The following is a 25,502-nucleotide window of genomic DNA, read 5'->3' as shown; positions in this document are numbered from 1 at the left end:
GCATGATATTGCACGAATAAAAATTTGCAAGACCATGTCCACCTCTACCGACCCCAACCCTCCGCTCCTGGTGCTTATTGCTGGCCCCTACCTCTCGGGCACCGACGGCGACCCCGTGGTGCACCCCGTGAATGAATGGCCGCTGCGGCACCACGCCTGCGCTGCCAAAGCCATTCCCGCAACGGAGCCAAGCCTGTGAGCCGCCCCGTGCCCGCACCGGTGCCTGCCAGTACCGAGCAGGTCAAGCTGCAGTCGGTGGAGGTGCTGTCCGACCACTGGTACACCCTGCGCAAGGTGACCTTTGACCTGCGCCGCCGCGACGGCCAGTGGCAGACGTTGAGCCGCGAGGCCTATGACCGCGGCAACGGCGCGGCCCTGCTGCTGTATGACCCGCGCCGTCGTACGGTGGTGCTCACACGCCAGTTCCGGCTGCCGGCGTTCCTCAACGGCAGTACCGACGGCATGTTGATCGAGACCTGCGCCGGCCTGCTCGACGGGGACGACCCCGAAACCTGCATCCGCCGCGAAGCCGAGGAAGAAACCGGCTACCGCGTGCGCCAGCCACGCAAGGTGTTCGAGGCCTACATGAGCCCCGGCTCGGTCACCGAAAAGCTCCACTTCTTTATCGCCGAATACGAGCCGCAGGACCGCATCCGCACCGGAGGTGGCCTCGCTCACGAGGGCGAGGACATCGAAGTGATCGAGATGCCACTTGCCGAAGCCCTGGCGGGCATTGGCAGCGGCGTGATCGAGGACGGCAAGACGGTGATGCTGCTGCAGCATGTGGCGTTGATGCTGCAGGAGGCGGCGGGATGAGGACATGCGGGCGGCGCAGGCGTTAAGACCTGCGATGCCTATCGCGGTGTGCCGCCGGGCAATGCGCCGCCGCGCATCAGGCCTTCTTCTTCACCAGCCCGTAGATCACCAGCAGCACGATGGCGCCGATGATCGATGCGATCCAGCCGACGGACGCATTGGGCCCGTACCAGCCCATGGCCACGCCCACATAGCGCGCCAACAGCGACCCGGCAATGCCGAGAACGGTGGTCATGATCAAGCCCAATTTGTCATTTCCTGGCTTCAAGGCGCGCGCAAGCAATCCGACGATGAAGCCGACAACGATGGTTCCGAGAATGGAAAACATGGAATTCCTTTGTGATGATGGTCAAGCCGCACCGATGGCCCGGCAGCGACTGTAATTGCATTTCTGACCACGGTTTTCCACGCAGGATCCAGGTCGTTGCAGGCCAACTGCGCACCATTGAGAATGGCCTTCATGCCCCTCGCGAGGCGATGGTGGCGCGGATCGGCTCGGCGCCTTGGTCCTTGCAGGCACGATAATGGATGGTGCTATTATTTCAGTAGCTAACAGCGCTTATCCCTCAAGCGCCAGCGGCCATTTTTTCTCATAGTCTCGTTTTTCCAACCCGCCCCCGCTCCTCCATGCAAGCTTTGCTCGACGCCATCGCCGCCATGCCCCTGCCCGTTGAGGCCCAACGCGTCTTTCACGGGCGGGGCGGACTGCATCCGGGTTCTGAGCAGTGGTCGCTGGACGCCTACCCTCCGGTGTTCGTACTGACCAGTTTCGCACCCGCCACGGACGAAGACCTGGCCGCCATCGGCGCCGCGTTGCAGGCGCGCTGGGCGCAGATCGCACCGGCTGGCGAGCCGCTCAGCTGGGTCTTTCAGCACCGGGGCGAGGCCCTGCGCATGGAGGGCCGTAGCGAAACACGGCTGATGGCCGGCGCCGTGCCCGACCCGCACGTCGTGACGGAGGCTGGCGCGCGCTATCGCGTGCATGTGCTGCGCGGGCAAAACCACGGCCTGTTCCTGGACATGGCCGAGGGCCGCCGCTGGGTGCGCGACCACGCGGCAGCCCGCAGCACCGACCGCTACGGCCTGAAGGTGCTCAACCTGTTTGCCTATACCTGCGCTTTCTCGGTGGTGGCGCTGCAGGCGGGCGCCAGGCACGTGGTCAACGTGGACATGAGCCATGGCGCCATCGGCGTCGGGCAGCAAAACCACCAGCTCAACGGCATTACCACGGGCGCGGCGTTTTTGCCGCACGACATCTTCAGCAGCTGGGGCAAGATCACCCGCAGCGGGCCGTATGGCCTGGTCATCGTGGACCCGCCCAGCTACCAAAAGGGCAGCTTCGTGGCCACCAAGGACTACGCACGGCTGATGCGCCGCCTGCCCGACCTGCTGGCACCCGGCGGGCATGCACTGCTGTGTCTGAACGCGCCCGAGCTGGGCGTGGGCTTCCTGCAAGGGCAGATGCAGGAGCTGGCGCCTGAACTGCACTTTGTCGAACGGGTGGCCAACCCGGCTGTGTTTGCGGATGTGGACCCCGAGCGCGCCCTCAAGGTGCTGGTGTACGCCGCCCCGAACCTTTGAACAGGTTCTCAGGGCCGCTTGCGAGTGCCATTTGGGCTTTGTGGGTTATGGGTAGCTTCTGATATTCTTTGCGGCGCCTGTGTGAACCACAGGCCCACGTTCTCACGGCCTCGCCGCCTGGCGCATTCCTGGCGTGTTGGTGCGCGCTTCACCAGGTTCTTCTCATCGACGTATGGTCCGATTTTTCTTGATTTTCATCGCCGTCTTGGCGGTCCTCTTTCGCATCGACATGCTCGATGAGGTGCAACGGGTCGCCATCGAGCCCTGGACCAGCCTGCTCGCCACCGCCAGCGCAGCGCTGATGACCCCGCTGGACTCGGATGTGGCGCACCATGGCCGCATCCTGATGAGCAAGGCCACGGGTTTTGCGGTGTCCATCGAGGCGGGCTGCAACGGCGTGGAGGCGGCCATCATCCTTATCGCCGGCATGATCGCGTTTCCTTCCAGCTGGAAACACAAGCTCGCTGGCATCGCCATCGGCATTGCGGCGGTGCAGGTCGTCAACCTGCTGCGCATCATCAGCCTGTACTACCTGGGCAAGTGGAACATGACCGTGTTCGAGTTTGCCCACCTGTACCTCTGGCAGGCGCTCATCATGCTGGATGTGCTGGTGGTCTGGATGCTCTGGATTCGCTGGATCGCCCGCCAGCAACCTCCCTCACCCCCTCAACCCCCCCTCGCCAATGCAGCTTAGTTCTGTCGGACGTTTCCTGCTGGTTGCCATCGCCAGCCTGCTGTGCCTGATGCCGCTGTGGTACTACCTGTCGCCACAACTGTCCAAGCCCGTGTTCTTCATGGCGGGCGAGGCGGCTTCCACCCTGTTCCACTGGGCACTGAGCTACACCCAGAAAGAGACCACGGCGTTGTTGAACACCACGCTCAAGGTGGTCTCCGTGCAAAACGGCCAGTTCAAATCGGGCAAGCTGGCGCCTTTGGTGGACTACCGCTTGCTGGGCTACGGCATCGTGATCTTCTGGGCTCTGGTGCTGGCATCGTTTCCCCGTCACTGGGGACGCAAGCTGCTCATAGGCTCCTTGGCCATGCTGCCGATTCAGGCGCTCAACGTGGCCCTGCAGTGGTGCAACGATGTCTTCAACCGGGCGGGGCCTGAGGTGTTTGTGCAGACGGGACTGCCCGGGTGGGTGGCCGACGTGGTGGCATTTCTGTACCACTTCAACCTGTTCATCTTTACCGCACTGGCCCCGGTGATGCTGTGGCTGTTGCTGGACCGGGAGTTCTTGGCCAAGCTCCACGCCCAGGCGCGTGCCGCCGTGGCCGTTCAGCGGCCGCAGTAAAGCGGGGAGGCCCCAGGGCGGACAGGGCGGGGGCAAAGCAGGGCAAGCCTGTGGCTCAGCCCAGCATCTCCATGATTGCAGCCCACTCGACGGGCTCCACGGGGGTGATCGACAGGCGGTTTCCGCGCTGCAGCACCCGCATCTGCGCCAGATCCGGGTGCTCCCGCAGCTGCGCCAAACCCACCACCTGTGTCTTGCGCTGCGCCTGCACATCCAGCAGCAGCCAGCGGGGTTTGTCGGCAGGGGATTTGGGGTCGTAGTACGGCGAGGCGGGGTCAAACTGCGTCGGGTCGGTTCGGGTGCCGCTCGCCACGCGCGCAAGGCCGGCAATGCCTGGTTCGGGGCAACTGGAGTGGTAGAACAAAACGCCATCGCCCACCTGCATGTCGTCGCGCATGAAGTTGCGGGCCTGGTAGTTGCGCACGCCCGTCCAGGGCACGGTGGCATTGGGCGCGGCCAGGGCGTCGTCGATGGAGCATTCCTCGGGCTCGGATTTCATGAGCCAGTAGCGCGCGGGGCGGGGTGTGGCAGAGGCAGTCATGGCCGCCATTCTGGCAAAGGTGTGGTGGTGCGCATACAGGACAGGCCGCGCACGTTTTACCAAGTTGCTTCTATTTTTATAGCTACTTGCGCTTGATGGATAAGCGCTGGGTGCCATTTTGGTTTGGATTTCTGCGTCAGAACTGCAGCAGAACGGGCCTTGCAAATCCACATGGGCCCCTAGGAGTTGCAAAACGTACTGGCCCGCCGCCGCAGCAAGCCGCAGAATCAGCGCCGCCCGGGTTCCGGAAGAACAAAAGCCCCCGGCAAGGGGGCACGCAGAGGGAGGGTGTATGGCCAACCAGGCATGGCGGCGCACCAAAGGCGCCAACCATCAGGCAGCGGCAAGCAACAAAAGCAGCTCCTGGTTTCTCATGCTGTTTGCGTTGCCGTTTTCCGCCGTGGGCATTGGCATGCTGCTGCTGGGGGTGCTGCCCACTCTGTACGACTGGTCGCGCATGCAGTTCTGGCATGAAGTGCCCGCACGGGTGGTTTCGGCCCAGCTGAACACGCACCGGGGCAGCAAATCAGGCAGCACCTACAGCGTGTCGGTCCACTACCGTTATGAAGTGGCGGGCGTGGCGTATGACGGCCACCGGCCTGCCATCAACACCTTGGCCGACAACATTGGCAGCTTCCATGAGAACCTGGCCTGGCGCTTGGAGAGTGCGCAGCGCAGCGGTACGCCCTTGCCGGTGTGGGTGAATCCGTCCCGGCCCGATGAGGCCGTGGCAGATAGGAGCCTGCGCCTGAGCCTGCTGGGTTTTCAGATGATTTTTGTGGTGCTGTTTGGTGGCGCCGGGGTGGGCATGTTGATCTGGGGGTGGAGCCTTCGGCGCAGCGATGCACACAAGGCAGAGCGCTTGCAGACCCTGGGCGGTGAGCCATGGCTTGCCAACAAGGCATGGGCCGACAACCGCATCCGCTCCAGCAAGCGCTGGGAGGTGTGGTTCGCCTGGGGCTTTGCCGTCGTGTGGGGCGCCATTGCCTACCCCGCGGCGTTGTCTGCCATTCCCCGCGCCTGGCGCAACGAGAACCACATCGTGCTGTGCGTGCTGGTGCTGATGGTTGCCGTGGGGCTGGGCCTGCTGGTGTGGGCCGTGCGCGCCACGCTGGATGCGCGGCGCCATGGCGAGGTGCGGCTCGTGATGGACCCGTTTCCTGGCGCCATCGGCGGGCATGTGGGCGCCACCGTGGACCTGCCCGGTGTGCCGTACCGGCCTGATCTGCGATTTGCCGTGACGCTGCGCTGTGCCTACCACTACCAGACGCGCACGGGAGGCGGCGACAACAGCCGCGAATCGCGTGAGCAGATCGTGTGGGAGGGCGAGGGTGCCGCACAGGTGCAACCCCAGGGACGGGGCAGCCGCGTGGCGTTCCGCCTGAGCGTGCCCAAGGGCCTGCCCGAGTCTGAACAAGCTGTGGGCACCAACGAGCACCACTGGGCGGTGCTGCTGGAAAGCACCGATCCGGCGCTGAAGTTCTCACGCCGGTTTGAGGTGCCCGTGTATGCCACGGGTGCCGAATCCACCTGGCTCGCACACGACGCCGCCAAGCACCCGCAGGTGCAGGCCCAGCGCGATGCCGAGCTGGACGCGGTGAGCGACATCGAGCCCGTGGAAGGTGGCGTGCGGCTGTACCAGCCCTACGGCCGCCTGTGGCGGCAGAACCTGCTGTGGCTGGTGATGGGCGGGGGCTTCCTGGGCCTGGGCGTGATGGCGGGCTACATCGGCGCGCCTGTGTTGTTTCCGCTGGCGTTTGGTGGCGTGGGCGGCGCCATGCTGGTGTGGGGCTTCTATGCAGTGTCCAACAGCCTGACCGTGCAGCTGGACCGCCAGGGCCTGCGCACCGAACGCCGCCTGTTGGGCCTGATGCTGGCCTGGCGGCAGGTGCCTGCGCACGACATTGCCCGCCTCTCCATCCAGGAGAGTTACACGCTGCAAAGTGGTCACCAGCGCACCACGTTCTTTCGGGTGCAGGTGAATCTGCGCAACGGCAAGAGCGTGAGCATTGCAGACAGCCTCCAGGGCCGCCCTGTGGCGGAGCAGATGCTGAGCACCTTGGCCAAAGCCACGGGCTATGTCCGGTGAAGGGGTGGGTTCAGTGCGCCTTGCGAAACGTGAGGTTGATGCGGTAGCTGCCCGTCATCGGGTGATTGGCTTCAGGTAGCGGCAACACCCCATGAAACCGCAGCCGCGCCGGGCCGCCCCACACCACGACATCTCCATGCATCAGCGCAATGCGCCGCGCCTTGTCGGAGCGCTGTGCGCCGCCCCAAAGAAACACCGCCGAAATGCCCAGTGACACGGACACGATGGGGTGCGCGTAGTTGCCCTCGTCCCGGTCCTGGTGCAGCGACAGCCGGGTGCCGGGGGCATATCGGTTGATGAGGCAGGCGTCAGGCGCAAAGCCGGGGAAGCCCGCTGCTTGCGCCGCGTCAAATGCCAGCTCGCGCAATAGCGGCGGCATGGCGGGCCAGGGCTGGCCGCTGTCGGGGTCGAGGGGGGCGTAGCGGTAGCCGCTGCGGTCGCTCACCCAGCCGAGTCTTCCGCAGTTGGTCATGGCCACGGACATGCGCAGGCCCCCGGGGGTGATGAGGTGCCGGAAGGGGGCTTGTGCCGTCACCTGCTGCACCGCTTGCAGCAGGTCTGCCGCCTTCTCCAGCGCAAAGCCGCGCAGCACCATGGCGCCGGGCTCCAGCACCTCGGGCGGCTGGGCAGGCTGGGGTGGGTCGTCGAAAAGGCTCAGGCTCATAACGGATGGCAATCCATGGCGGCAGTGTGGACCACAGCTGCCGTCGTCCCCGGAGGAGAAGGCGCGAAGCGGCACAGGGGGAACATCATCCAGCATCGTGAAAGATCACACCCAGCGTATGCCGCTGCCCGCTGCGCAAGCGGCTCACGCCATGTCGCATCTGCACGCGGTACGGCCCGCGCGTGCCCTGCACGGGGCGGTGGTGCACGGCAAACACCACGGCGTCGCCGCGCAAGAGCGGCACCACCTCGGCTCGCGACTGCATGCGCGGGCGCTGCTCGGTCAGCACGAATTCGCCGCCCGTGAAGTCGCGCCCGGGCTCTGACAGCAGCACCGCGACCTGCAGCGGAAACACATGCTCGCCATACAGGTCCTGGTGCAGACAGTTGTAGTCACCAGGGCCGTATTGCAGCAGCAGCGGGGTGGGGCGCACCTGGCCAGCGGCATGGCAGCGGGCAATGAAGTCGGCATGCCGCGTGGGGTAGCGCACATCGATGCCCATGGCGGTGTTCCACTGGTTGGCGATGGGCGCCAGGTGCGGGTACAGTGCCTCGCGCAGCCCGGCCACCACACCGGGCAGCGGGTAGCTGAAGTACCGGTATTCGCCTTGGCCAAAGCCGTGGCGCTGCATCACCACGCGGCTGCGGAAGGTGCTCTCATCCGCGTTGCCGTACAGGCGGGCCAGCGCGGCGCATTCGGTGGCACTGAGCAGTTGCGGCAGTACCGCATTGCCTTGCTGGTGCAGGGCCTCCGTGGTTGTTGGCCAGTCGATGGCAGCCGCTCGCTGCGCCCAATCGTCGTTCTTCAGACCGGGTTGGTGAGACAGCGGGCCAGAGCTCATGCCACCTTCTCCGCCAGCGGTTGTGCGGGCTCTGGCGCTGCTTCACGCGTCAGCAGCGCACGTTTGCGTTCCACGCCCCACCGGTAGCCCGACAACGCGCCATCACTTTTCACCACCCGGTGGCAGGGTATGGCCACCGCCAGCGCATTGGCCGCGCAGGCCTGCGCCACGGCGCGCACGGCGGTGGGGGCGCCTATGCGCTGGGCCACCTCGGCGTAGCTTGCAGTCTGCCCGGCGGGTATGGCCTGCAGGGCCTGCCACACGCGTTGCTGAAACGCCGTGCCACGCACGTCCAGCGGCAGGTTCAGCCCCAGGCCCGGGGCCTCGACAAACGCTACCACCTGTGCCACCAGCGCTTCAAACGCGGTATCCCCGCCGATCAGGTGTGCCTGTGCAAAACGGTCCTGCAGGTCGCGCACCAGGGTGTCGGCATCGTCGCCCAGCAAGATGGCGCAGATGCCCCGGTCGCTCTGGGCGACCAGAATGGCGCCCAGCGAACACTGGCCGATGGCAAAGCGAATGTCTTGCGCCGCGCCCCCCGCGCGGTAGCGGCTGGGCGTCATGCCCAGTACCTGGGCCGATTGTTCGTAAAAGCGGCTGCTGGACTGGTAACCCGCGCTGTAGATCGCGTCCGTCACCGAGGCCGTGTGTGCGTTGTCGAGCGCACTGCGCAGGCGCTGCGCACGCTGGGCGGCGGCATACGCCTTGGGCGTGAGGCCCGTGGACTGCTTGAAGATGCGGTGCAGGTGCGACGGGCTCAGGCCCATCTGGGCGGCCAACGCATCCAGCGTGGGCGCTTCACCGGCGGCAGCGCCTTCGATGATGCGGCAGGCCTCGGTGACCAGCGCGGCGTGGTGCGACAACGCCGTGGGCTGCCGGGGCTTGCAACGCTGGCAGGGGCGAAAGCCTGCGGCTTCTGCATCCGCGCAGCTGTCGTGAAACCGCACATTCTCCGGCCGGGGTGCACGCGCCGCGCAGCTGGGGCGGCAATACACGCCCGTGGTCTGCACCGAATACCAAAAGCTGCCGTCCGCCGCTGCGCTGCGCGCCGCCACCGCCGCCCAGCGCGGGTCGGCCTGGGTGGCTGCGGCCTGTGCGGCCTTGGTGGAGGGGGTGGCGCGGTGGGGCATGGAGACGGCGTAGGTAAATGGTCGGTCCGGGAGACTGGCGCTGCGCTGGGTGGCGTTCGGGTTCATGGTGGATGGCTCACAAGGGGGTTGCGATGCCATGCACTCTAGGGATGGGGTGCGCAGTGTGCACTCCGAAGCTTGCTTTTGAATTCTGCGCCACGGCACCGAGGTGGTTCTAGTGCTGAATTTGCTCTGAGTTCAATTGCTGTTGGCGCTTTCCCATCAAGCGCTAGAGGCCTAAAAGGCACAAATCTACTGGCTGTTGTGTGGGATTGATCGCGCCCCCATCTTTTAGACTGCACCCGGCTTGCCGCCAGCGCCCAGGCCAACCAGAACAAAGCCCACCATTCGGGAGGAGACCCATTTATGCCGCACATCCGCCACGTACGCAGGGCGGGGTTCCACAAGGCCCTGTTGCTCACCTTGTTTGTCGCCGCAGGGGGCGTGGGGACTACTGCAGGGGCCGCTGACCCACAGGCTGCACACCCTCTGGTGGGCCGCTGGAAGGTGGCCAGCATCAACGGCGCGCCGCCGCCGAAGTTCCTGGCGGGCCAGGTGCTGGTGATCCAGGCCGATGCGCAGGTCATCAACCTCGACCTGGGCGCATCCGGTGGCACAGCCGCATCGGAGGGCGCCGTGCAGAAAGCCCTGCGCGACGCTCTGATGCGCGGCACCTGGCGTGCCGACAAGGCGCGGCTGTATGTGTCGAACAGCCCGCGCCGCGACACCGGCAGCGCCTACGCCGTCACGCAACAAGGCAAGTTGCTGAGCTTGGACCCGGACCCGTATTTCTCGAATGCGGACGTACCCTCCAAAGCTACCTACGAGCGCTTGCCGTGACGTCCCCCGCGTCCCCACGCCGCGCGGCGCAGCGGCGTGAAAAGCTGCCGGGAGGCATTTGGGTTCTGGCCTTGTTTGCTGTGCCCTTTGCCGCAGCGGGCATTGGCATCTTCGTGTTCATGGTGGCTTCGCCCGTGTTTGATTGGGCGCGCATGCAAACCTGGAACCAGGTGCCTGCGGTGGTCGAATCTGCCACGCTGCAAAGCCACCATCCCAGCAAGGGCGGCACCACGCACAGCGTGTCAGTGCGCTACCGGTATGTGGTGGAGGGCGTGGCCTACACCGGGCAGCGTGCCGCCATTCACGATCGGGCCGACAACATTGGCAGCTTTCAAGAAGAACTGGGCCGCCGTCTGCAGGGCTTGCAGCGCACTGGCAAAGCCGTGCCGGTGTGGGTCAATCCCCGCAACCCTGCCGAGTCGATTGTGGATCGCCGCCTGCGGCCGGGCCTCATCACCCTGGCACTGGTGTTGTCATCGGTGTCGGCATGGTTTGGGCTGGCGGTGCTGGCAAAGATAGCCCGCGCCGTCTGGAACGGTGGCATGCCCGTTGTACCCGGCCCGCCGGGCTCTCGTTCTCCGCGCTGAAAGGTCGGCGCGCGGTACGCGCCCAAGTGCGTAATTTGCTATATTAAAGATAGCTGCTTGCGCTTGATAGATAAGCGCTAGGGGCCAAAAAACACTCAAACTTCCGGCGGCTGCAGCGGCCGGGGCCGCCGTTTGCCCGTGCCACCCCAGCGCAGTGCGTCTTCGCCCGGAATGCCCAGCGGGTTGTTGACTGGCTCGCTCAAAGGCGCCAGCAGTGCGTGCAGGTCGGCCTCGCTGAACTTGACCGCGCCTTCAGCATCGTGGCCCAACACGCCCTGGGCCAGCGCGGCCTTGCGGGCCTGCAGCTCCAGCATGCGTTCTTCGATGCTGCCTTCCACCACCAGTTTGTAGACAAACACGGGCTGGTCCTGCCCGATGCGGTGGGCGCGCGCGGTGGCCTGCTCTTCGACGGCGGGGTTCCACCAGGGGTCGAGGTGGATCACGGTGTCGGCGGCGGTGAGGTTCAGGCCCAGACCACCGGCCTTGAGGCTGACGAGCAGGATGGGGGCGCTGGTGTCGTCCTGCGCCTGGAACTGCCGCACCACCGCGCCACGCTGGCGGGGTGGCGTCTGGCCGGTGAGGGTCAGGTAGGGCAGGGCCAGGGTGTCGAGCAGCTCGGCCGCCAAGCCCAGCATCTCGGTGAACTGCGAGAACACCAGGACGCGGCGGCCTTCCTCGACCAGGGCGGGCAGCATGTCGGCCAGCAGTTCTAGCTTGGCGCGCTCCATCGTGTGGGCCGTTTTCGTGGTTCCTTTGACAAGGCGCGGGTCGCAGCAGACCTGGCGCAGCTTGAGCAACGCGTCCAGGATGGTGATCTGCGCGCCGTCAAAGCTCTGGCGCTCCAGCGCACGGCGCACCTGTTTGTCGGCCGTGGTGCGCACGGCCTCGTACAGCTCGCGCTGTTTGCCTTGCAGCTCCACGCGCTGGATGACCTCGGTGCGCGGCGGCAGTTCGGTGGCCACGTCCTGCTTGCGGCGACGCAGGATGAAGGGGCGCACGCGCTGCGACAGGAGCTGCGCGCGCAGGGTTTCACCGTTTTCCTCGATCGGCTTGCGCCAGCGGGCGTTGAAGCTGCGCACATCGCCCAGAAAGCCGGGCATCAAAAAGTCGAACTGGGCCCACAGCTCGCCCAGATGGTTCTCCAGCGGCGTGCCCGTCAGGCACAGCAGGTGCGGCGCCTGCAGCTTGCGCAGGGCGCGGGCGCTGCGGCTGCCGGCGTTCTTCACCATCTGCGCCTCGTCCAGGATCAGCAGGTGGAACGGCTGTGCGGCCAGCGCCTCCACGTCGCGCCAGAGCAGCGGGTAGGTAGTCAGCACCAGGTCGTGGTCGGCCATCTGCAGGTAGCGCTGGCCACGGCTCGCGCCGTGCAGCGCCAGCACGCGGAGGTTGGGGGCCATGCGGGCGGCCTCGGCTTGCCAGTTGAAGAGCAGTGAGGTGGGCAGCACCACCAGGGCAGGGCGGGTCAGGCGCCCGGCCTCCTTTTCGGCCAGCACATGGGCCAGCGCCTGCGCGGTTTTGCCCAGGCCCATGTCGTCGGCCAATATGCCGCCCAGGCCCTGCGCGCGCAGGTACTGCAGCCAGGCCAGGCCCTCCAGTTGATAGGGGCGCAGCTGCACCCGGAGTCCCTGCGGCGCGGCCACCGGCTGCGGGGTGCCGATGGTGCGCAGGCGCTTGGCGAGCTGGGCCAGGCCCACGTCGCCCTGCAGCTGCCAGTCGTTGTTCCAGCCATTGACCGTACCCACGCGGTGAGCCAGCACCAGCCCGGCGCGCAGGGCTTCGATGCGGCGGGCCTCCCACGCGCCCAGGTGCAGCGGATCGCCATCCTTGCGCTGGTTACGGGTCGGGTCGGTCAGCAGATCGACCATGGCGCCCACGATGGCCTTGAGCGGGCCGGCGGGCGCATCGATGCGTTTGCCGCCGGGTGCGCGCAGCGAAATGATGGCGATGTCGTCGATGGCGGCCATCTGCTGCGCGTTGAGCCAACGGGCGTCGCGGCGCAACAGGTCGGCCAGCATGGGGGCCAGGTCCAGCGTTTCGCCGTCGATCTCTAGCCCCAAGCTGAGCAGCCAGGCGCCTTCGCGCTCGGGCAGTTGCAGCTTTTGCACGGGGCGTTCGCGTGCGGCCAGCGGGCCGTCCACTTCCTTGCCTAGCAGTTCGCCCGTGTCGGGGGCGATCAGCAGCTTCCAGCGCAACACGGGCACGCTTTCGTGCGCAAAGCCGGGCTGCACCACCACGCTCCAGCCCTCGGCGCGCAGTTGGGGAATCTGTTCGGCCCAGAAGTCGCCAAAGTGGGCCTCCTGCGCCAGCGTCCACACGGGGCCCAGCGTGGCGGCTACGGCGCGGTGGCGCCATTGCAGCTTGTTCGCATCGACGGGGATCAGGCCCAGATCCCACACGCGGTCCATGGCGTCGGCCTCGGCGCCCAGGTTGCGCTGCATGCGCACAACCGGGCCGCCGGTGTCGAACAGGTCTTGCACGGGGCCCGGGCGCGCGTTGAGGATGGAGGTGGGGGCAGGCGTCTGCCAGTGGGCGCCATCATCAGTGCGGTAGGTCCAGTCAATCTGCACCAGCGTCACGCTGTCGCCGCGCGGCCCCAGCTTGCCCTGGGGCGCCATGCCCAGCAGGCCGTCGCCCCGGCCCAGGGTCATGAGGGTGATGCGCGGGCGGAAGTGGCCGGTGGTTATGCCAGAGTTGTGGGCGCTTTCGGGGGCAGGGCGGTCGGGTTGAACAGACGTGGGGGGCTCATCGTTGCGCAGCAGCGCCATTACGCGTGCGGCTTCCGCATCACTCAGGGGCGCTAGCGCCTGCAGCTGGGCAGGCCTGGCCTGGGTGCGCAGGGCCTGCACCCAGGCCTGTACCAACGCCGCCCGGTCAGAGCGGGGCGGGATGGGTTCTGTGGGGGGGGCACCGGATGCAGGCATAGGCCGCCGATTGTGCCGTGGCGGCGGCGTCCCGGACCGCGCCTAGAACTCCCAGGCCATGCCCACTTGGCTGAACGTGCGGCCGTTGCCACGGCCCACGGCGGCGGATGCTTTGAGCCCGTCGGTGATGGCGTAGCGCAGGCCCACGGCCTTGTCCGGGCGCGACCTTTGTTCGCCGTACACCTCAGACGTGAGCTGCAGTTGTTCAGTAAGCGGAATCTCATAGCCCACGGCCCAGGTGGCCGCACGGTGGCGGGCGCCTTGTGCCCTGACGGTTTTGTGGCCGGCATTGAGGTGCAGCACCTGCGCATTGGCCAACCGGTAGCTGGCCAGCGCTGTGAGGGCGGTTTCGCGCTCGGTGAAGCGCTGCGGGGTGGCGTGGTCGCGAACGCGGGTGTGGCCCATGTCGAACCTCGCACCCACCGACCAGCCCGTTTCGTTCTGGATGGACACCCACTTCACACCCCAGCCATGCCCATGGAAGGTGGTGGATGCGCCCATGGCCGTGTCTTTGGCGCGTGCCAGCGAGACCTCCATTTCCAGCTGCGGCGCGATGCCAGCGCCAAAAAGCAGCTCGGCACCTCGGGTCTTGTCATCGCGGCCGAAGACACCTTCGAGCTTCATGGCGCCTTGGGTCAGCGTGCCCGCATCGTCGGTGTGCATGGGCGCTTCGGCGTGGGCGTGCAAGGCGCTTGCCAGGCTGGACAGTGCGATGCAAAGGGGCGCGATTTGCGAGGGTTTTGTGGCTTTGGGGGGGCGTCTCATGGGGTCTCTCTTTGTAGTGGGATTCGAATTATTGCGGGGCGGGTCAGGCGCATCGTCAGTCTGTAGAACGGGGCAGGGCGGCAGGCCATCGCAGCTCAATGCCAAAGCCCGAAGCACAGTCTGGGAGCACCGTGTGGCCCCCGTGCGCGCGCGCCACCAGGTCGGCCAGCACCAGCCCCAGGCCACGCATGGCGCTGCCTTCGCCATAGGCCTGCTGCTGCAGCGATTGCTGCAAACGGGCTTTGGTGTGGGGCTGGCAGCCGTCGCCATCGTCCTGCACGCGCAACACGGTGTCGACGCCCTCCTGCAGCGCGGTGATGGTGACCTGGTGGGCGTTGAAACGGTGCGAGTTGTCCAGCAGGTTCAGCAGGGCGGCGGCCAGCAGATCGGGGTCGGCGTCCACTGGGGTGGTTTGTTGGATGGAGATGGCCATGTCGTGAAACGCCAGCGCATCGATGAGCTGGCGCATGTCAACGTTTTGGCGCTGTGGCTCCATGCCGCTGCGAAACATCATCAGCAGCGCTTGCATGACCCGACCGAGCCTGCCCGCAGCGTCTCGCGCGCGCACCAGGCGCGGCCTTATCGACTCGGGCGCCTCTTTGATCGCCAGGGCCAGTTGCACGTCGATACCCGCCACCGGCGTGCGCAGGGCATGGGCCGCGTGCGAGGTGAACGCGCGTTCGCTGATGATCCGCTGTGCCAGCCTGTGCCCCAGGTCGCCAATGGCCTGCTCGATGGGATGCAGCTCCTGCCTCGGTGCGGCCTTGGGCGCGGTGTCGGGCCGAAGGGGGTCATAGTGCTGAACGCTTTGGCCCAGGGCGCCCAGCGGGCGAAGCTCCTGGCGGATGCGCCAGTTCATCAGCAGGGCCGACAGCAGGCCCATCGACAGCGCCGCCATCAGCGTGTACCAGACCACTTCACCGTGCACCTCGTCGCGCTCCGTGCGGCTTTGCGCCACCACCAGGAATTGCCCGGGGCGCTGGCTGAATACCGACGTGAAGGCGCGCCATTGCCCGTCTTGCGTCCAGGCGATCGCCTCGGTGGGGGCGGTTTGCAAGGCCAGCTCGGGGGCCTTGTGCGAGCGGCTTTTCACGCGGCCCGACGGAGCGTCCACCACCTGCCAGACCAGGTGTTCCTCATACGAAAAGTGTTTGGTGGCGCCTTGGCCGCTGGTGGCCAGATCGGGCTGGATGGCCATGACGCTGTGAAAAATCTCAGCAGCCTCTCGCAGTTCCTGGTCCATGAGTTCGCCCATTTCGTGGGCGATCACGTACCAGACGACCACGGAGGTCAACAGGCCGAACGCGATGGAGATAAACAGCAGCGATTGGACGAGCCGCCCCCGGATGGACGGCGGTTTTGTCTCGCCCGTGCGCGTACCCATGTCGTTAGCCCGTAGAGGCCGTTAGGGGCGTCGGCGGGGCAACGGGTACAGGAATGCGGTAGCCCATGCCCCGCACCGTCTGGATCACGTCCTTGCCCAATTTGCTGCGCAGATTGAAAACGTGCACCTGCAGCGCGTTGCTGGCCAGGTCGCTGTCCAGCCCCAGCACCAGTGCCTCCAGATCCGACGTGGAAACCGTGCGCCCCGCGCGCAACACCAGCGCCTCCAGCACAGCCCATTCACGGGCGGTCAACTCCACCCGCTGGCCGTGCAGCCGCACTTCCTTGTCGGCCAGCAGCACCTCCACCGCGCCAAATGCCTTGCTGGGAGTGCCGCCGGTCATCCGGCGGGACAGTGCACGCAGCCGGGCGCACAACTCCTCGGGGGCAAAGGGCTTGACGAGAAAATCGTCAGCACCGCTGTCCAGCCCGTGGATGCGGTCACTGAGCATGTCACGCGCGGTGAGCACCAGGGCCGGTGTTTTGGCACCCTTGGCGCGCAGGCTGTGCAGCCAGTCGAGGGCGGAGCCGTCGGGCAGGTTCCAGTCCAGCAGCCAGGCGTCGTAGGGCTCTGTCACCAGGCCCCGGGCTTGCGCCAGGGTGGTGCACCAGTCCACCAGATAGCCGTCGTGCTGCAGAAAATCCCGCAAGCCTTCGCCCAGAGTGTGATCGTCTTCCAGCAGCAACAGTCGCATGCGAACCTGGTCCGTCAAAAGTGCTGCTTGGTGCCGGTGACCATGGCCCGCACGAGGCGCACCCGCTCCAGCCGCCCCATAACGATGGCCGCCGCAGCGTGCAACCCTGCCGCCAGCAGCAGTCCGTTGGCCAGTACCTCGTGCAACTCCATCAGCCATTCGTCGCCGAAGAATGTGTCGGTGGTTTGCATCCACCCCGTTACGCCCAGGGCCAGAACGATGGCCATCAAGGCCAGCATCATCAGTGCCCCGAGGGGGTTGTGGCCCACGTAGACCGGATGCTCGCCATTGCGAAGTGCGCCCAGGTGCTTTGCCAGTCTGCGCGGGGTGGGGAAAAAGTCACTGAACCGCGCGTGCCGGCTGCCCACGAAGCCCCAGACCAGCCGCGCCAGCACCAGGGCGCTGGCGGTGTAGCCCACCCACTCGTGTGCTGTTTTTCCGGGCTCCAGAACAAACTGGTTCAGGACCACGCAGCTCACCAGGCTCCAGTGAAAAATGCGGACAAACGGGTCCCATACCTTGGTGGCGGCAGGGGGGTGGTGGAGAGGGATGGGCTTCATGGGCGACTCGGGGTGCAGGCGAGGGGCAGGACGGGACGCTTTTCTGAGGCTTACTTGCGCTCGATTTCAGCGCCGGTGGCGGGGTCGAAATAGATCTCCACTTTCTTGCCCGCCTTGTCCAGACCGTAGATTTCGTAGCACTTGCCTTTGCTGACCTTGAAGGTCCGGATCTGGTAGCCCTGCTTTTCGAGCCCGGCCTTGAAGTCGGCTTCTTTCATCCATTTTTCTTCTGGAACATTGCAGGTGGGGCCCGCAAATGCAGCGGTAGAACCAAGGGCGAGAACAAGGGCGGTGATGTGCAGTTTCATGGTGAATGTTGGTGTCAGTGGGTTTGAACATGTGGACTGACTGCCCACAAACTGCATTGGACGCGGCCAAGATTAAGTGGGGATGAAGCCGCACTGCGGCGCGCCGGACACAGGCCACAGATGCGCTGCACCTCCAGGAAAACTTTTGTTAACAGGGGGATGGTGGAAGGTGCTGCGGTGAGTGGGGCCGCCGCAGACAACGCAAGGACAGCCTTCGGCAGCCAATCGGCTTGGGGGACGGCTCTGCGCCTGCATACACCGCTGGCTGTAGCGCAACCGAGCTGTTCCGTTCGCGAAGGACTTGTCCCCAGCGTCGCCCCCTACCTGGGCAGTGGCCTTCGTGCTAACCGCTCAGCACCCGCGCAAACAGCTCGTTGCGAAAGTGGATGCCCAGGCGCGCAAAGGCGCGGTTGCGGTAGGTTTTGACGGTGGGCACGCCCAGCCCCAGGTCGCTGGCGATGCCCTCGTGTGTCATGCCCTGCAGCAGGCGGGCACACACGTCCAGCTCGCGGTCCGTGAAGTCGGCGTGCACGCGCAGCAGGCGCTCACGCAGCGCGGGCAAGCTGGCGGGCAGGGGGCCGTGCCGGGCAGGGTGTTCGGCCTGCGGCAATGCCAAGCCGGCGCTTCCAGACCGTGGCCAGGCGGCGGGTGCCAGGGTGTCGCTGTGCGACAGTGCAATGTGTTTGCGTGCCAGCGCCAGCAGCACGGGCGCCACCGCCTCGAAGCCGCCGATGTGGGCATCGCGGAAGGGTTTTTGGTGCTGGTGGCGGTAGAAGTTGACGGCAAATACCGATCCATCGCTTTCGTATTCGACCACCGACACGCGCTCGGCCACGCCATGGGCCTCGTACACCCGGGCGCGGTGCTCTCCATCGACCTCCCGGGCCGTCAGGTGGCACAGGCGGGTAGGGGATTCTGCGGGCGCCGCTTCGTCAAAGGAGCGGCCCCAGGTGCGGTCATGGCGGTAGGGGCCTGAGAGGTAGGCCCACCAGCAGTCCTGCGTGGTGTCTGGCACGCCCAGGCTGGCCGACATGAACAGCGTGGGCTTGCAGCGATGCCCTGTGCGGTACACCGACCACGAGGCTGCCGGCAGCACGGGGGCCAGGTCCTGCAGCAAGCCCGACGCAAAATCGGGCTCGCCCAGCCGGTGCACCATGCCCGCCAGCGCATGGCCCGCCGGGCCCGTGGTGGCCTGCCTGCCAGTGGCAGACGGTGGGGAAGGGGTCCATTGCCTCATGGCGAGCTGGGGTGGGGGTTACGCCGTGTCATTGCGTTGTCATCCTCTGGGATGACAGGGGGTTTGCGCCACGGGATTTACGCTAGGTTCATAACCAATAGGGCCTACGCAAACCGGGATGCAGCGGCCGCCTCGCTCTGGGGTGAACCGCTTGCCTGAACCCTGTTTGCGTAAGTCATGACTCATTCTGCAGCCCAAGCCCTCTAATGCCTGACCTACCGACCCTGGCCGAACCTCGGCTGAAGTTCTTTGCCGATCTGCGTGTGGAAGTGGGGGCGCCCCAGCAGGTGGGTCAGACCGTGCATGGCCTGCGCCGCCTGATTCCCATCACCGGCGGTACCGCTACGGGCGATGGCTGGAGCGCCCGGGTGCTGCCGGGTGGTGCGGATTTTCAGCTCATCGTGAATGACCGGCTGTCAGAGCTGGATGCGCGCTACGTGCTGGAGACCGACGCAGGCGACTTCATCTACGTGCAGAACCGGGCCGTGCGCTCCGGGCCGCCGGAGCTGATTGCCCGCCTGGTGCGCGGCGAGCCGGTGGACCCGGCGCAGATCTACTTCCGCTGCAGCCCGAGCTTCGAGACCGCTGCCCCCGCGCTCTCCTGGATGGGCGAGCGCATGTTTGTGGGCACGGGTGCCCGCTATCCCGACGCTGTGGTCATGCGGTTTTTCGAGCTGCTTTAGGAGCCAGGCTCTTCGTTCTGACCACCCCACGCTGCATTCTTTTCCCCCTTGACCCGCCTGACAGAACTCCTGGAGACAACCATGAAGCCTTCTTTCCATTCCGCCCCCGCCGCCGCTGCACGAAAAAGCGGCACACGCCGCACACTGCTTGCCGCAGCGGTCACTCTGGCCGCCAGTCTGCTGCCCTGGTCGGGCGCGCAGGCGCAAGCCAGTGGCGGCGCGTATCCGAACAAGCCGGTGCGCATCATCGTGGGCTTTCCGGCGGGCACGGGGCCCGATATCGTGGCGCGCCTGCTGGCGCAAAAGTTGTCGGAAGGCTGGGGCAACCTGGGCGTGATCGTGGACAACAAACCCGGCGCAGGCGGCCTCATTGCAGCGGGCGAAGCAGCCCGCGCCGCACCGGACGGCTACACGATCATGCTGGGCGAGACGGGCCAGCTCAGCATCGCCCCGAGCAGCTACAACAAGCTGCCCTACGACCCAGCCAAGGACTTCGCCGCTGTGAGCCAGGTGGTCACGTCCGACTTTGTGCTGCTGGTCAACCCCCAAAAGGTGCCGGCACGCAACGTGAAGGAGTTTGTGGACTGGACCAAGCAGCAAAAGGGCCTGTTCCTGGCCACCTTCGGCGCGGGCACGCCGGGGCATTTTGGCGCCTTCATGTTTGGGGACGCGGTCAAGCTCAAGCCCGAGCCCGTGCACTACAAGAACACGTCGGATGCGTTGGGCGGCCTGTTCAGTGGCGACGTGCAGGGCGTGTTTGCCAGCGTGGGGCTGGCCGCGCCCAACGTGAAGGCTGGAAAGCTCGCCGCACTGGGCACCACCGGGGCCACGCGCACGCCCACGCTGCCCGATGTGCCCACCATCAAGGAGCAGGGCTACGCCAATCTGGAGTTCTCATCGTGGTTTGGCATCGTTGCACCCGCCAAGACGCCCCCCGAGATCATTGCCAAGCTCAATGCCGACATCGTGCGGGCCGTGCAGTCGCCTGAAGGGAAGGCGAAGATGGAAGAGGCCGGTTTCCGCGTGACGGGCACCAGCCAGCAGGACTTTACCCGCACCATTGCCGCCGACACGGTGACCTGGGGCAAAGCAGTGGCCGCCACGGGTTTCAAGGCCGATTGATGTGCCCAAACGCTAGGGCCACGCCATCTGCGGCGTAGCCCTAGTGTCCTGAGTTGGAAATTCATTTCATAAAGACGCCGAGAATCGCCGCCATACTGCGTTGCAAATCCTCGCGATAGCTACGGCTATCGCTGTGGTTTGCGCCTTGCCTGGCGACGATTTCGACATCTTTATTTCATCAACGAACTTCCAACCCAGGACACTAGCGGGTTCTCAGCGGGATTACCGAGATGCCTTGGGTGCGGGCAACTGCAGCTGCGCCTCCTGCACCACGCGAACGCAGTCCTTCAAGTGCTGCTCGCCCAGGTAGCGCAGCGTGGCATAGCCAATGGTGGCAGCCACAGCCTGTCCCGCGAGGGGAACATACTTGGCGGCCTGTTTGGTCGTCAGGCGAAGACCCACGGTCTGCGTGGCGCGGATGACCAGCTCGCGCGTGATCAGCTTGCCGATCAGCACCGACCCCACAAGGCTCACCGCTTTTTGCACCTGCTCGCGCTTGTTCGGGTCGAGTTGGTCAATCTGCGCCGCCGACAGGCCGAACTCGGCATTGATCTGCGGGAGCAGGCGTGAGAGCAGTGCGGCATCCACCGCCCAATCGAGCCCGGGCACGGGCACGGCACTGGCGGCGGCAGCCACCAGGGCACGCCGATGGAGCAATTTGCGGCTGCGTTGCACGGCGGCAGCCAAGGCGGGATTGCCAGCTGCCATCTGCAGGGAAGTGGGCATGGTTGGGTGGTATTGAATGAAATGTCGGTGAAAGAAGGAGCGGCTGCCAACAGTAGCAGTGAATCCATCATTTCATCAGTTTTTGCCCTTCACAAGGCTGTATACCGCCAGCAGCAGCATGGCGCCCACCACCGAAGCGATCCAGCCTGCGGCCTCGCCTTGCTGGTACCAGCCCATGGCCAGGCCCAGATAGCTGGCCAGAAATGAACCCGCCACCCCGAGCAGTGCGGTCATGATCCACCCCAGCTTGTCATCCCCCGGCTTGAAGGCCCGGGCCAGAAGACCCACCACCAGACCGACCACCAGCGTTCCGATCAATGACACCATAATTGTTTCCCCTTGTGTTGTTACGACGGCGATGCGCTGACTCTAAAGAAGGCGGGAAAGTGGGGGTGTCGGACAACGCGCCCTGTGGGCGTCCCGTCTGGTGGCGCGCCGTCGCCTGTTCTCGCCATGCATTCGCTTTCGCTCCGCGTGTCGGCGCCGTTGGATGACGCTGCAAGCGGTCGGTAGCGGGTTGTGGGTGCTGTCTGACATCCTGGTGCGGCGGGTGCTTGCCAAGCCAGCGTGCGCTGGGCCCTACATTCAAGCGTCTGCACTTTAAGGAAGACTGATGACCCAAACCCCCAAGACCCGTTCTTTCTCCCTGGTGTTGATGGCCGCGCTGGCCCTGGGGGGCGCCGTGGCGCTGCCCACCACTGCGGCCGCACAAAATGGCGATGAGGCTTCGCTGGCGCGCGGTGCGGTACCGGACACGACCCCTCAGCAACGCTACCAGACCGCCATCCGCGAGGCAGGCGGTGGCCTCAAGGTCAGCCTGGAGGAATGCCGCACCATGGCTGCGGCGGAGCGCAGAGGCTGTGAGTCCCAGGCCCGGGCACGCTATCAGGCCGACATGGCCACTGCCAAAGCCATGTTGCGCGACCCTTCGCTGGGCCCGGTGAATGTGGTGGGAGGCCCGATCCGCAGCACCGAAACGGTGTACGAAATCAAAAAGTAACCGGTGCCGCAGGCCGGCAGTTACTTTGCTTGCGCGGTGTCGCCGTCGGCAGTGCCCGCCACGCGGCGCGCGCCATTGAAGCGGCGAGCCCAGTAGGCCACGCCCATGTCTTCCACACGTATCTGGGCGCCGCTTCGGGGAGCATGGATGAACTTGTTATCCCCCACGTAGATGCCCACGTGGCTGAAATTGCGGCGCATGGTGTTGAAGAACACCAGATCACCCGGCTGCAGCTCTTTTTTGTCGATGACCTGGGTGGCGGCAGCTTGCTGATCTGCACGGCGGGGCAGCAAAAGGCCCACGGTCTGTTCGTACATGGCACGCACGAAGCCGCTGCAGTCAAAGCCTGTTTCGGCACTGCTGCCACCACGCTTGTAGGGCACGCCCAGAAACCCCATGGCGTTGACCACCAGGGAAGATGCCTGGTCGGCCACGGTGTGGGCCCGGTCCGCCACCTTGTGGCTCACGTCTTCCAGCCGCGTCAGCAGGCCTTTGTCCGTGATGAAACGGTCCATATCGTCAGGGTTTGCCGCTTGCGGCGCAGCCTGGGCGGTGGTGGCGCAGGCCAGGAGAAGTATGCAAAGCCATCGGGACATGGGGGCGAAGGGTAACACGCAACGCTTGCTTATCGAAAATAATCACCTTCGCAAGCCGTTGATTTCGTTGAAGTAAATCAAAACCCCGGGTTTCCCCAGGGATCACAAGGCCCTGAAAGCCCCTGCAGGCACACTCCGACGATGCACCTCGGGCGTCGCCCGGGGACGGGTGGTTTCCACCGCTTTTTCAGGAGCGCAGCCTTATGAAATTCAAGTCAAAAATGCCTCCAGCGCTTGCTGTAAAAGCGCAAGCAGCTATCTTTTTTGTAGTGGCAGGGGTTGCAGTCAGTGCTGACGCCCAGAACACCACACCGGCGGTGGCGCTGGTGCCCGTGGCCCAGGGCCTGGATCATCCTTGGGCGGTGGCCTTTTTGCCGCAGGGGCAGTTTCTGGTCACTGAGCGGCCGGGGCGCATGCGGGTTGTCAGTGCCAGCGGGCAGGTCAGCCCCCCACTGGCGGGCGTGCCTGCTGTGGCAGCAGGCGGGCAGGGCGGACTGCTGGACGTGGTGACAGACACCGCCTTTGCCCGCAACCGCCGCATCTTCTTTTGTTTTTCCGAGCCCGCAGCGGCGGGCGCAAGCGGCAACAGCACGGCGCTGGCCCGGGCCACGCTGTCCGAGGATGCTCGCAGCCTGCAGGACGTCAAGGTGATCTTCAGCCAGCGGCCCAAGGTCGAAAGCAGCCTGCATTTTGGCTGCCGCATCGTGCAGGCGGCGGACGGCAACCTGTTCCTGACCTTGGGTGACCGCTACCACCGCAAGGACAATGCCCAAAAGCTCGACAACCACCACGGCAAGATCATCCGCATCACCCCCGAAGGGGCCGTGCCGCCCGACAACCCGTTCGCCAAACAACCTGGCGCCTTGCCCGAGATCTGGAGCTACGGCCACCGCAACCCCCAGGGTGCAACGCTGGGGCCTGAGGGCAAGCTGTGGATGCACGAGCACGGCCCGCAGGGTGGCGACGAAATCAACCAACCCCAGCCGGGCCGCAACTACGGTTGGCCGGTGATTACCTATGGCGAAAACTACGGCGGCGGCAAACTGGGCGAAGGCACAGCCAAGGCGGGCATGGAGCAGCCGCTGCACTACTGGGTGCCGTCGATTGCGCCGTCGGGCATGGCTTTTCTGACCAGCGCGCGCTATGGCGCAGCGTGGCAGGGGAGCCTGTTCATCGGTTCGCTCAAATTTGGCACCCTGCACCGCCTGGAGGTGGCGGGCGGTAAGGTACAGCGTGAGGAAAAACTGCTGCAAGGCAATGGCGAACGTATCCGTGATGTCCGCCAGGGGCCGGATGGCTTGCTCTATATGGTGACTGACAGCCCACAAGGGCGGTTGCTGCGGCTGCAGCCGAACTGACAAGCGTGAGAACGGGTGTGAAACCGCCGCAGGAGGCATGGCAGTCTTGACCTAGGTCATGGCGGCTGAAAGATCTACGCTCCAGACGCCGTCGCGCGGGGTGTTCCCAGGGTCTTGGCGGTCACTTTGGAGTTAGGCTGACGCGATGCATTCCGAGCCGTCCTCTTCTTCCTCTCCTGCCTCTGATCCCGCAGAGCCATCCGCTTCGGCCGACGCGCCACCCCGGTCTCAGCTGGCCCTGCGCCGCGTGGCCATCGACACCTGGCGCGAAAACGTCGCCTACCTGCACCGCGACTGCGCCGTGTATCGGGCCGAGGGCTTCCAGGCCCTGTCCAAGATCGAGGTGCGCGCCAATGGCCGCCGTATCCTGGCCACGGTCAACGTGGTGGACGACCCTGCCATCGTGGGCTGCCATGAGCTGGGCCTGTCGGAAGACGCGTTTGCCCAGCTCGGCGTGGACAACGGCCACACCGTGTCGGTGGCCCAGGCCGAGCCGCCCGAGTCCATGGGCGCGCTGTTCCGCAAGATCGCCAGCGAGCGCCTCACCCGCGAGGACTTTGGCGCCATCGTGCGCGACATCGCCGACCACCGGTATTCCAAGATCGAACTCACCGCCTTTGTAGTGGCCTGCCACCGCAGCGAGCTGGACCGGGAGGAGGTGTTCTTCCTCACCGATGCCATGGTGGCCAGCGGCCGGCGCCTGGACTGGCACGAACCGCTGGTGGTGGACAAGCACTGCATTGGCGGGATACCGGGCAACCGCACCACCATGCTGGTTGTGCCCATCGTGGCGGCGCACGGCATGTTGTGCCCCAAGACGTCTTCGCGTGCCATCACCTCGCCTGCCGGTACGGCCGACACCATGGAGGTGCTGGCCAAGGTCGAGCTGCCGCTAGAGCAGCTGGCCGACATCGTGCGCGACTACCGGGGCTGCCTGGCCTGGGGCGGCACGGCCAACCTCTCGCCCGCTGACGATGTGCTGATCTCGGTGGAGCGGCCTTTGTCCATCGACTCGGCCGGGCAGATGGTCGCGTCCATTCTTTCCAAGAAGGTGGCGGCAGGCGCCACCCACCTGGTGCTCGACATTCCCATCGGCCCCACGGCCAAGGTGCGGTCCATGCCCGACGCGCAGCGCCTGCGCCGCCTGTTTGAATATGTGGCGCGGCGCATGGGCCTGTCGCTGGACGTAGTCATCACCGACGGCCGCCAGCCCGTGGGCAACGGCGTGGGCCCGGTGCTGGAGGCGCGCGATGTGATGCGCGTGCTGCAAAACGACCCGCGCGCGCCCGACGACCTGCGGCAAAAGGCGCTGCGCCTGGCCGGGCGCCTGATCGAGTGCGACCCTGATGTGCGCGGCGGTGACGGCTATGCGATTGCGCGCGACATCCTCGACTCGGGCCGGGCGCTGGCGCGCATGAACGCCATCATCGCCGCCCAGGGCAGCACGGGGTTTGACCACAACCACCCGGCACTGGGTGTGCTAACGCTGGACGTGGTCGCACCCGCCAGCGGTGTGGTGGCGGGCATCGACAATTACCAGATCGCCCGCGTGGCCCGCCTGGCCGGTGCGCCCAAGGTGCCCGGCGCCGGGGTGGACCTGATGCACAAGCTGGGCGACACCGTGGCTGCCGGGGACGTGCTGTACCGCGTGCACGCCAGCTACCCGGCCGACCTGGAGTTTGCGCGCCACGCGTGCGAGCGTGACACCGGCTACCGCCTGGGGACCGCCGACGAGGTGCCCAAGGTTTTTGTGGAGTTCTGACA

Annotated in this window: 28 protein-coding genes; 13 read left to right on the top strand and 15 right to left on the bottom strand. The window is 65.8% G+C overall.

Annotated features, from left to right (window positions below):
• The first annotated feature begins 34 nt into the window (after positions 1 to 34).
• Entirely contained in the window at positions 35 to 199 is a 165-nt protein-coding gene (locus tag ACODS0_RS16650; protein WP_488836053.1) for a hypothetical protein, read from the top strand.
• A 20-nt stretch (positions 200 to 219) separates the two neighbouring features.
• Positions 220 to 816 carry a GDP-mannose pyrophosphatase NudK gene (nudK, locus tag ACODS0_RS16645; RefSeq protein WP_488836106.1) on the top strand — a complete coding sequence of 199 codons (597 nt, stop codon included), beginning with the start codon at positions 220 to 222 and terminating at the stop codon, positions 814 to 816.
• 76 nt (positions 817 to 892) lie between these two features.
• Here nudK and ACODS0_RS16640 read toward each other — a convergent pair whose 3' ends face one another.
• A complete protein-coding gene (locus tag ACODS0_RS16640; protein ID WP_055394624.1) occupies positions 893 to 1,144 on the bottom strand; it encodes a GlsB/YeaQ/YmgE family stress response membrane protein in 252 nt (83 codons plus the stop codon).
• A 299-nt stretch (positions 1,145 to 1,443) separates the two neighbouring features.
• Here ACODS0_RS16640 and ACODS0_RS16635 point away from each other — a divergent pair, with 299 nt between their 5' ends.
• The 3 genes from ACODS0_RS16635 to ACODS0_RS16625 all read left to right on the top strand — a co-directional run bounded on the left by ACODS0_RS16635 (position 1,444) and on the right by ACODS0_RS16625 (position 3,692).
• Complete coding sequence (locus ACODS0_RS16635; RefSeq protein WP_488836052.1) at positions 1,444 to 2,397, top strand: class I SAM-dependent methyltransferase; 954 nt, start codon at positions 1,444 to 1,446, stop codon at positions 2,395 to 2,397.
• 172 nt (positions 2,398 to 2,569) lie between these two features.
• Positions 2,570 to 3,091, top strand: coding sequence for an exosortase H (gene xrtH / locus ACODS0_RS16630; protein WP_121506455.1), 522 nt, complete (start codon positions 2,570 to 2,572; stop codon positions 3,089 to 3,091).
• Positions 3,081 to 3,692, top strand: a complete 612-nt coding sequence (locus ACODS0_RS16625; RefSeq protein ID WP_055394618.1) for an exosortase H-associated membrane protein — start codon at positions 3,081 to 3,083, stop codon at positions 3,690 to 3,692. The genes xrtH and ACODS0_RS16625 overlap by 11 nt, the downstream gene beginning before the upstream one ends.
• 55 nt (positions 3,693 to 3,747) lie before the next feature.
• Here the strand turns inward: ACODS0_RS16625 and ACODS0_RS16620 are convergent, their stop codons facing one another.
• Positions 3,748 to 4,233, bottom strand: a complete 486-nt coding sequence (locus tag ACODS0_RS16620; RefSeq protein WP_488836051.1) for an EVE domain-containing protein — start codon at positions 4,231 to 4,233, stop codon at positions 3,748 to 3,750.
• A 292-nt stretch (positions 4,234 to 4,525) separates the two neighbouring features.
• Here ACODS0_RS16620 and ACODS0_RS16615 point away from each other — a divergent pair, with 292 nt between their 5' ends.
• Entirely contained in the window at positions 4,526 to 6,322 is a 1,797-nt protein-coding gene (locus ACODS0_RS16615; protein WP_488836050.1) for a DUF3592 domain-containing protein, read from the top strand.
• Between the two features lie 10 nt (positions 6,323 to 6,332).
• Here the strand turns inward: ACODS0_RS16615 and alkB are convergent, their stop codons facing one another.
• The 3 genes from alkB to ada all read right to left on the bottom strand — a co-directional run bounded on the left by alkB (position 6,333) and on the right by ada (position 8,957).
• Positions 6,333 to 6,986, bottom strand: a complete 654-nt coding sequence (gene alkB / locus ACODS0_RS16610; protein ID WP_488836049.1) for a DNA oxidative demethylase AlkB — start codon at positions 6,984 to 6,986, stop codon at positions 6,333 to 6,335.
• Between the two features lie 85 nt (positions 6,987 to 7,071).
• Positions 7,072 to 7,827: a 2OG-Fe(II) oxygenase gene (locus ACODS0_RS16605; protein ID WP_488836048.1), complete on the bottom strand. Its 756-nt coding sequence runs from the start codon at positions 7,825 to 7,827 to the stop codon at positions 7,072 to 7,074.
• On the bottom strand, positions 7,824 to 8,957 hold the full coding sequence (gene ada, locus ACODS0_RS16600; RefSeq protein ID WP_488836105.1) for a bifunctional DNA-binding transcriptional regulator/O6-methylguanine-DNA methyltransferase Ada: 1,134 nt from the start codon (positions 8,955 to 8,957) through the stop codon (positions 7,824 to 7,826). Before ada ends, ACODS0_RS16605 begins: the two co-directional genes overlap by 4 nt.
• Before the next feature lie 366 nt (positions 8,958 to 9,323).
• Here ada and ACODS0_RS16595 point away from each other — a divergent pair, with 366 nt between their 5' ends.
• Together ACODS0_RS16595 and ACODS0_RS16590 are read left to right on the top strand one after the other, a co-directional pair.
• Entirely contained in the window at positions 9,324 to 9,797 is a 474-nt protein-coding gene (locus ACODS0_RS16595; RefSeq protein WP_488836047.1) for a hypothetical protein, read from the top strand.
• The gene (locus ACODS0_RS16590; RefSeq protein ID WP_488836046.1) at positions 9,794 to 10,384 is read left to right on the top strand and encodes a DUF3592 domain-containing protein; all 591 of its coding nucleotides are present in this window, start codon (positions 9,794 to 9,796) and stop codon (positions 10,382 to 10,384) included. Before ACODS0_RS16595 ends, ACODS0_RS16590 begins: the two co-directional genes overlap by 4 nt.
• Positions 10,385 to 10,479: 95 nt before the next feature.
• Here the strand turns inward: ACODS0_RS16590 and ACODS0_RS16585 are convergent, their stop codons facing one another.
• From ACODS0_RS16585 to ACODS0_RS16555, 7 genes are all read right to left on the bottom strand, one after another.
• Positions 10,480 to 13,305: a DEAD/DEAH box helicase gene (locus tag ACODS0_RS16585; protein ID WP_488836045.1), complete on the bottom strand. Its 2,826-nt coding sequence runs from the start codon at positions 13,303 to 13,305 to the stop codon at positions 10,480 to 10,482.
• A gap of 42 nt (positions 13,306 to 13,347) precedes the next feature.
• Positions 13,348 to 14,070: a hypothetical protein gene (locus ACODS0_RS16580; RefSeq protein ID WP_488836044.1), complete on the bottom strand. Its 723-nt coding sequence runs from the start codon at positions 14,068 to 14,070 to the stop codon at positions 13,348 to 13,350.
• A gap of 55 nt (positions 14,071 to 14,125) precedes the next feature.
• Positions 14,126 to 15,454 carry a sensor histidine kinase gene (locus tag ACODS0_RS16575; RefSeq protein WP_488836043.1) on the bottom strand — a complete coding sequence of 443 codons (1,329 nt, stop codon included), beginning with the start codon at positions 15,452 to 15,454 and terminating at the stop codon, positions 14,126 to 14,128.
• 4 nt (positions 15,455 to 15,458) lie between these two features.
• Positions 15,459 to 16,148, bottom strand: coding sequence for a response regulator (locus ACODS0_RS16570; RefSeq protein WP_488836042.1), 690 nt, complete (start codon positions 16,146 to 16,148; stop codon positions 15,459 to 15,461).
• A 14-nt stretch (positions 16,149 to 16,162) separates the two neighbouring features.
• Positions 16,163 to 16,708, bottom strand: coding sequence for a cytochrome b/b6 domain-containing protein (locus ACODS0_RS16565; protein WP_488836041.1), 546 nt, complete (start codon positions 16,706 to 16,708; stop codon positions 16,163 to 16,165).
• Between the two features lie 50 nt (positions 16,709 to 16,758).
• Positions 16,759 to 17,016 (bottom strand): PepSY domain-containing protein, encoded by a 258-nt coding sequence (locus ACODS0_RS16560; protein WP_121506444.1) that lies wholly within the window; start codon positions 17,014 to 17,016, stop codon positions 16,759 to 16,761.
• A 343-nt stretch (positions 17,017 to 17,359) separates the two neighbouring features.
• Entirely contained in the window at positions 17,360 to 18,253 is an 894-nt protein-coding gene (locus ACODS0_RS16555) for a helix-turn-helix transcriptional regulator (protein WP_488836040.1), read from the bottom strand.
• Positions 18,254 to 18,459: 206 nt separating this feature from the next.
• On the opposite strand from ACODS0_RS16555, the gene ACODS0_RS16550 reads away from it, so the two are divergent.
• Both ACODS0_RS16550 and ACODS0_RS16545 read left to right on the top strand, forming a co-directional pair.
• Complete coding sequence (locus ACODS0_RS16550) at positions 18,460 to 18,936, top strand: DUF3237 domain-containing protein (RefSeq protein WP_055395923.1); 477 nt, start codon at positions 18,460 to 18,462, stop codon at positions 18,934 to 18,936.
• A gap of 81 nt (positions 18,937 to 19,017) precedes the next feature.
• Complete coding sequence (locus ACODS0_RS16545; RefSeq protein ID WP_488836039.1) at positions 19,018 to 20,058, top strand: Bug family tripartite tricarboxylate transporter substrate binding protein; 1,041 nt, start codon at positions 19,018 to 19,020, stop codon at positions 20,056 to 20,058.
• A gap of 222 nt (positions 20,059 to 20,280) precedes the next feature.
• On the opposite strand, the gene ACODS0_RS16540 is transcribed toward ACODS0_RS16545, so the two are convergent.
• On the bottom strand, positions 20,281 to 20,784 hold the full coding sequence (locus ACODS0_RS16540) for a hypothetical protein (protein ID WP_055395927.1): 504 nt from the start codon (positions 20,782 to 20,784) through the stop codon (positions 20,281 to 20,283).
• A 75-nt stretch (positions 20,785 to 20,859) separates the two neighbouring features.
• Positions 20,860 to 21,111, bottom strand: a complete 252-nt coding sequence (locus ACODS0_RS16535) for a GlsB/YeaQ/YmgE family stress response membrane protein (RefSeq protein WP_055395928.1) — start codon at positions 21,109 to 21,111, stop codon at positions 20,860 to 20,862.
• A 286-nt stretch (positions 21,112 to 21,397) separates the two neighbouring features.
• Here ACODS0_RS16535 and ACODS0_RS16530 point away from each other — a divergent pair, with 286 nt between their 5' ends.
• Complete coding sequence (locus tag ACODS0_RS16530) at positions 21,398 to 21,784, top strand: hypothetical protein (protein ID WP_488836038.1); 387 nt, start codon at positions 21,398 to 21,400, stop codon at positions 21,782 to 21,784.
• A 20-nt stretch (positions 21,785 to 21,804) separates the two neighbouring features.
• On the opposite strand, the gene ACODS0_RS16525 is transcribed toward ACODS0_RS16530, so the two are convergent.
• Positions 21,805 to 22,380 carry a C40 family peptidase gene (locus tag ACODS0_RS16525; protein WP_055395932.1) on the bottom strand — a complete coding sequence of 192 codons (576 nt, stop codon included), beginning with the start codon at positions 22,378 to 22,380 and terminating at the stop codon, positions 21,805 to 21,807.
• Positions 22,381 to 22,601: 221 nt separating this feature from the next.
• Here ACODS0_RS16525 and ACODS0_RS16520 point away from each other — a divergent pair, with 221 nt between their 5' ends.
• A complete protein-coding gene (locus tag ACODS0_RS16520; RefSeq protein WP_488836104.1) occupies positions 22,602 to 23,738 on the top strand; it encodes a PQQ-dependent sugar dehydrogenase in 1,137 nt (378 codons plus the stop codon).
• Between the two features lie 145 nt (positions 23,739 to 23,883).
• Positions 23,884 to 25,500 (top strand): thymidine phosphorylase family protein, encoded by a 1,617-nt coding sequence (locus tag ACODS0_RS16515; RefSeq protein WP_488836037.1) that lies wholly within the window; start codon positions 23,884 to 23,886, stop codon positions 25,498 to 25,500.
• The last annotated feature ends 2 nt before the right edge of the window (positions 25,501 to 25,502 follow it).

Source organism: Acidovorax sp. FG60, from assembly GCF_057808995.1.
This window is presented reverse-complemented; position numbering and strand designations above follow the sequence as displayed.

Bases quoted from the DNA above. Each gene is read 5' to 3' on its own strand.
- ACODS0_RS16540 (WP_055395927.1), bottom strand. From the start codon at position 20,784: ATGCCCACTTCCCTGCAGATGGCAGCTGGCAATCCCGCCTTGGCTGCC.
- ACODS0_RS16575 (WP_488836043.1), bottom strand. From the start codon at position 15,454: ATGGGTACGCGCACGGGCGAGACAAAACCGCCGTCCATCCGGGGGCGG.
- ACODS0_RS16620 (WP_488836051.1), bottom strand. From the start codon at position 4,233: ATGACTGCCTCTGCCACACCCCGCCCCGCGCGCTACTGGCTCATGAAA.
- ACODS0_RS16595 (WP_488836047.1), top strand. From the start codon at position 9,324: ATGCCGCACATCCGCCACGTACGCAGGGCGGGGTTCCACAAGGCCCTG.
- ACODS0_RS16625 (WP_055394618.1), top strand. From the start codon at position 3,081: ATGCAGCTTAGTTCTGTCGGACGTTTCCTGCTGGTTGCCATCGCCAGC.
- ACODS0_RS16535 (WP_055395928.1), bottom strand. From the start codon at position 21,111: ATGGTGTCATTGATCGGAACGCTGGTGGTCGGTCTGGTGGTGGGTCTT.
- ACODS0_RS16640 (WP_055394624.1), bottom strand. From the start codon at position 1,144: ATGTTTTCCATTCTCGGAACCATCGTTGTCGGCTTCATCGTCGGATTG.
- ACODS0_RS16585 (WP_488836045.1), bottom strand. From the start codon at position 13,305: ATGCCTGCATCCGGTGCCCCCCCCACAGAACCCATCCCGCCCCGCTCT.
- ACODS0_RS16560 (WP_121506444.1), bottom strand. From the start codon at position 17,016: ATGAAACTGCACATCACCGCCCTTGTTCTCGCCCTTGGTTCTACCGCT.
- ACODS0_RS16550 (WP_055395923.1), top strand. From the start codon at position 18,460: ATGCCTGACCTACCGACCCTGGCCGAACCTCGGCTGAAGTTCTTTGCC.
- ACODS0_RS16530 (WP_488836038.1), top strand. From the start codon at position 21,398: ATGACCCAAACCCCCAAGACCCGTTCTTTCTCCCTGGTGTTGATGGCC.
- ACODS0_RS16605 (WP_488836048.1), bottom strand. From the start codon at position 7,827: ATGAGCTCTGGCCCGCTGTCTCACCAACCCGGTCTGAAGAACGACGAT.
- ACODS0_RS16525 (WP_055395932.1), bottom strand. From the start codon at position 22,380: ATGTCCCGATGGCTTTGCATACTTCTCCTGGCCTGCGCCACCACCGCC.
- ACODS0_RS16580 (WP_488836044.1), bottom strand. From the start codon at position 14,070: ATGAGACGCCCCCCCAAAGCCACAAAACCCTCGCAAATCGCGCCCCTT.
- ACODS0_RS16635 (WP_488836052.1), top strand. From the start codon at position 1,444: ATGCAAGCTTTGCTCGACGCCATCGCCGCCATGCCCCTGCCCGTTGAG.
- ACODS0_RS16615 (WP_488836050.1), top strand. From the start codon at position 4,526: ATGGCCAACCAGGCATGGCGGCGCACCAAAGGCGCCAACCATCAGGCA.
- alkB (WP_488836049.1), bottom strand. From the start codon at position 6,986: ATGAGCCTGAGCCTTTTCGACGACCCACCCCAGCCTGCCCAGCCGCCC.
- ACODS0_RS16515 (WP_488836037.1), top strand. From the start codon at position 23,884: ATGCATTCCGAGCCGTCCTCTTCTTCCTCTCCTGCCTCTGATCCCGCA.
- ACODS0_RS16555 (WP_488836040.1), bottom strand. From the start codon at position 18,253: ATGAGGCAATGGACCCCTTCCCCACCGTCTGCCACTGGCAGGCAGGCC.
- ACODS0_RS16570 (WP_488836042.1), bottom strand. From the start codon at position 16,148: ATGCGACTGTTGCTGCTGGAAGACGATCACACTCTGGGCGAAGGCTTG.
- ACODS0_RS16565 (WP_488836041.1), bottom strand. From the start codon at position 16,708: ATGAAGCCCATCCCTCTCCACCACCCCCCTGCCGCCACCAAGGTATGG.
- xrtH (WP_121506455.1), top strand. From the start codon at position 2,570: ATGGTCCGATTTTTCTTGATTTTCATCGCCGTCTTGGCGGTCCTCTTT.
- ACODS0_RS16545 (WP_488836039.1), top strand. From the start codon at position 19,018: ATGAAGCCTTCTTTCCATTCCGCCCCCGCCGCCGCTGCACGAAAAAGC.
- ada (WP_488836105.1), bottom strand. From the start codon at position 8,957: ATGCCCCACCGCGCCACCCCCTCCACCAAGGCCGCACAGGCCGCAGCC.
- ACODS0_RS16520 (WP_488836104.1), top strand. From the start codon at position 22,602: ATGCCTCCAGCGCTTGCTGTAAAAGCGCAAGCAGCTATCTTTTTTGTA.
- ACODS0_RS16650 (WP_488836053.1), top strand. From the start codon at position 35: ATGTCCACCTCTACCGACCCCAACCCTCCGCTCCTGGTGCTTATTGCT.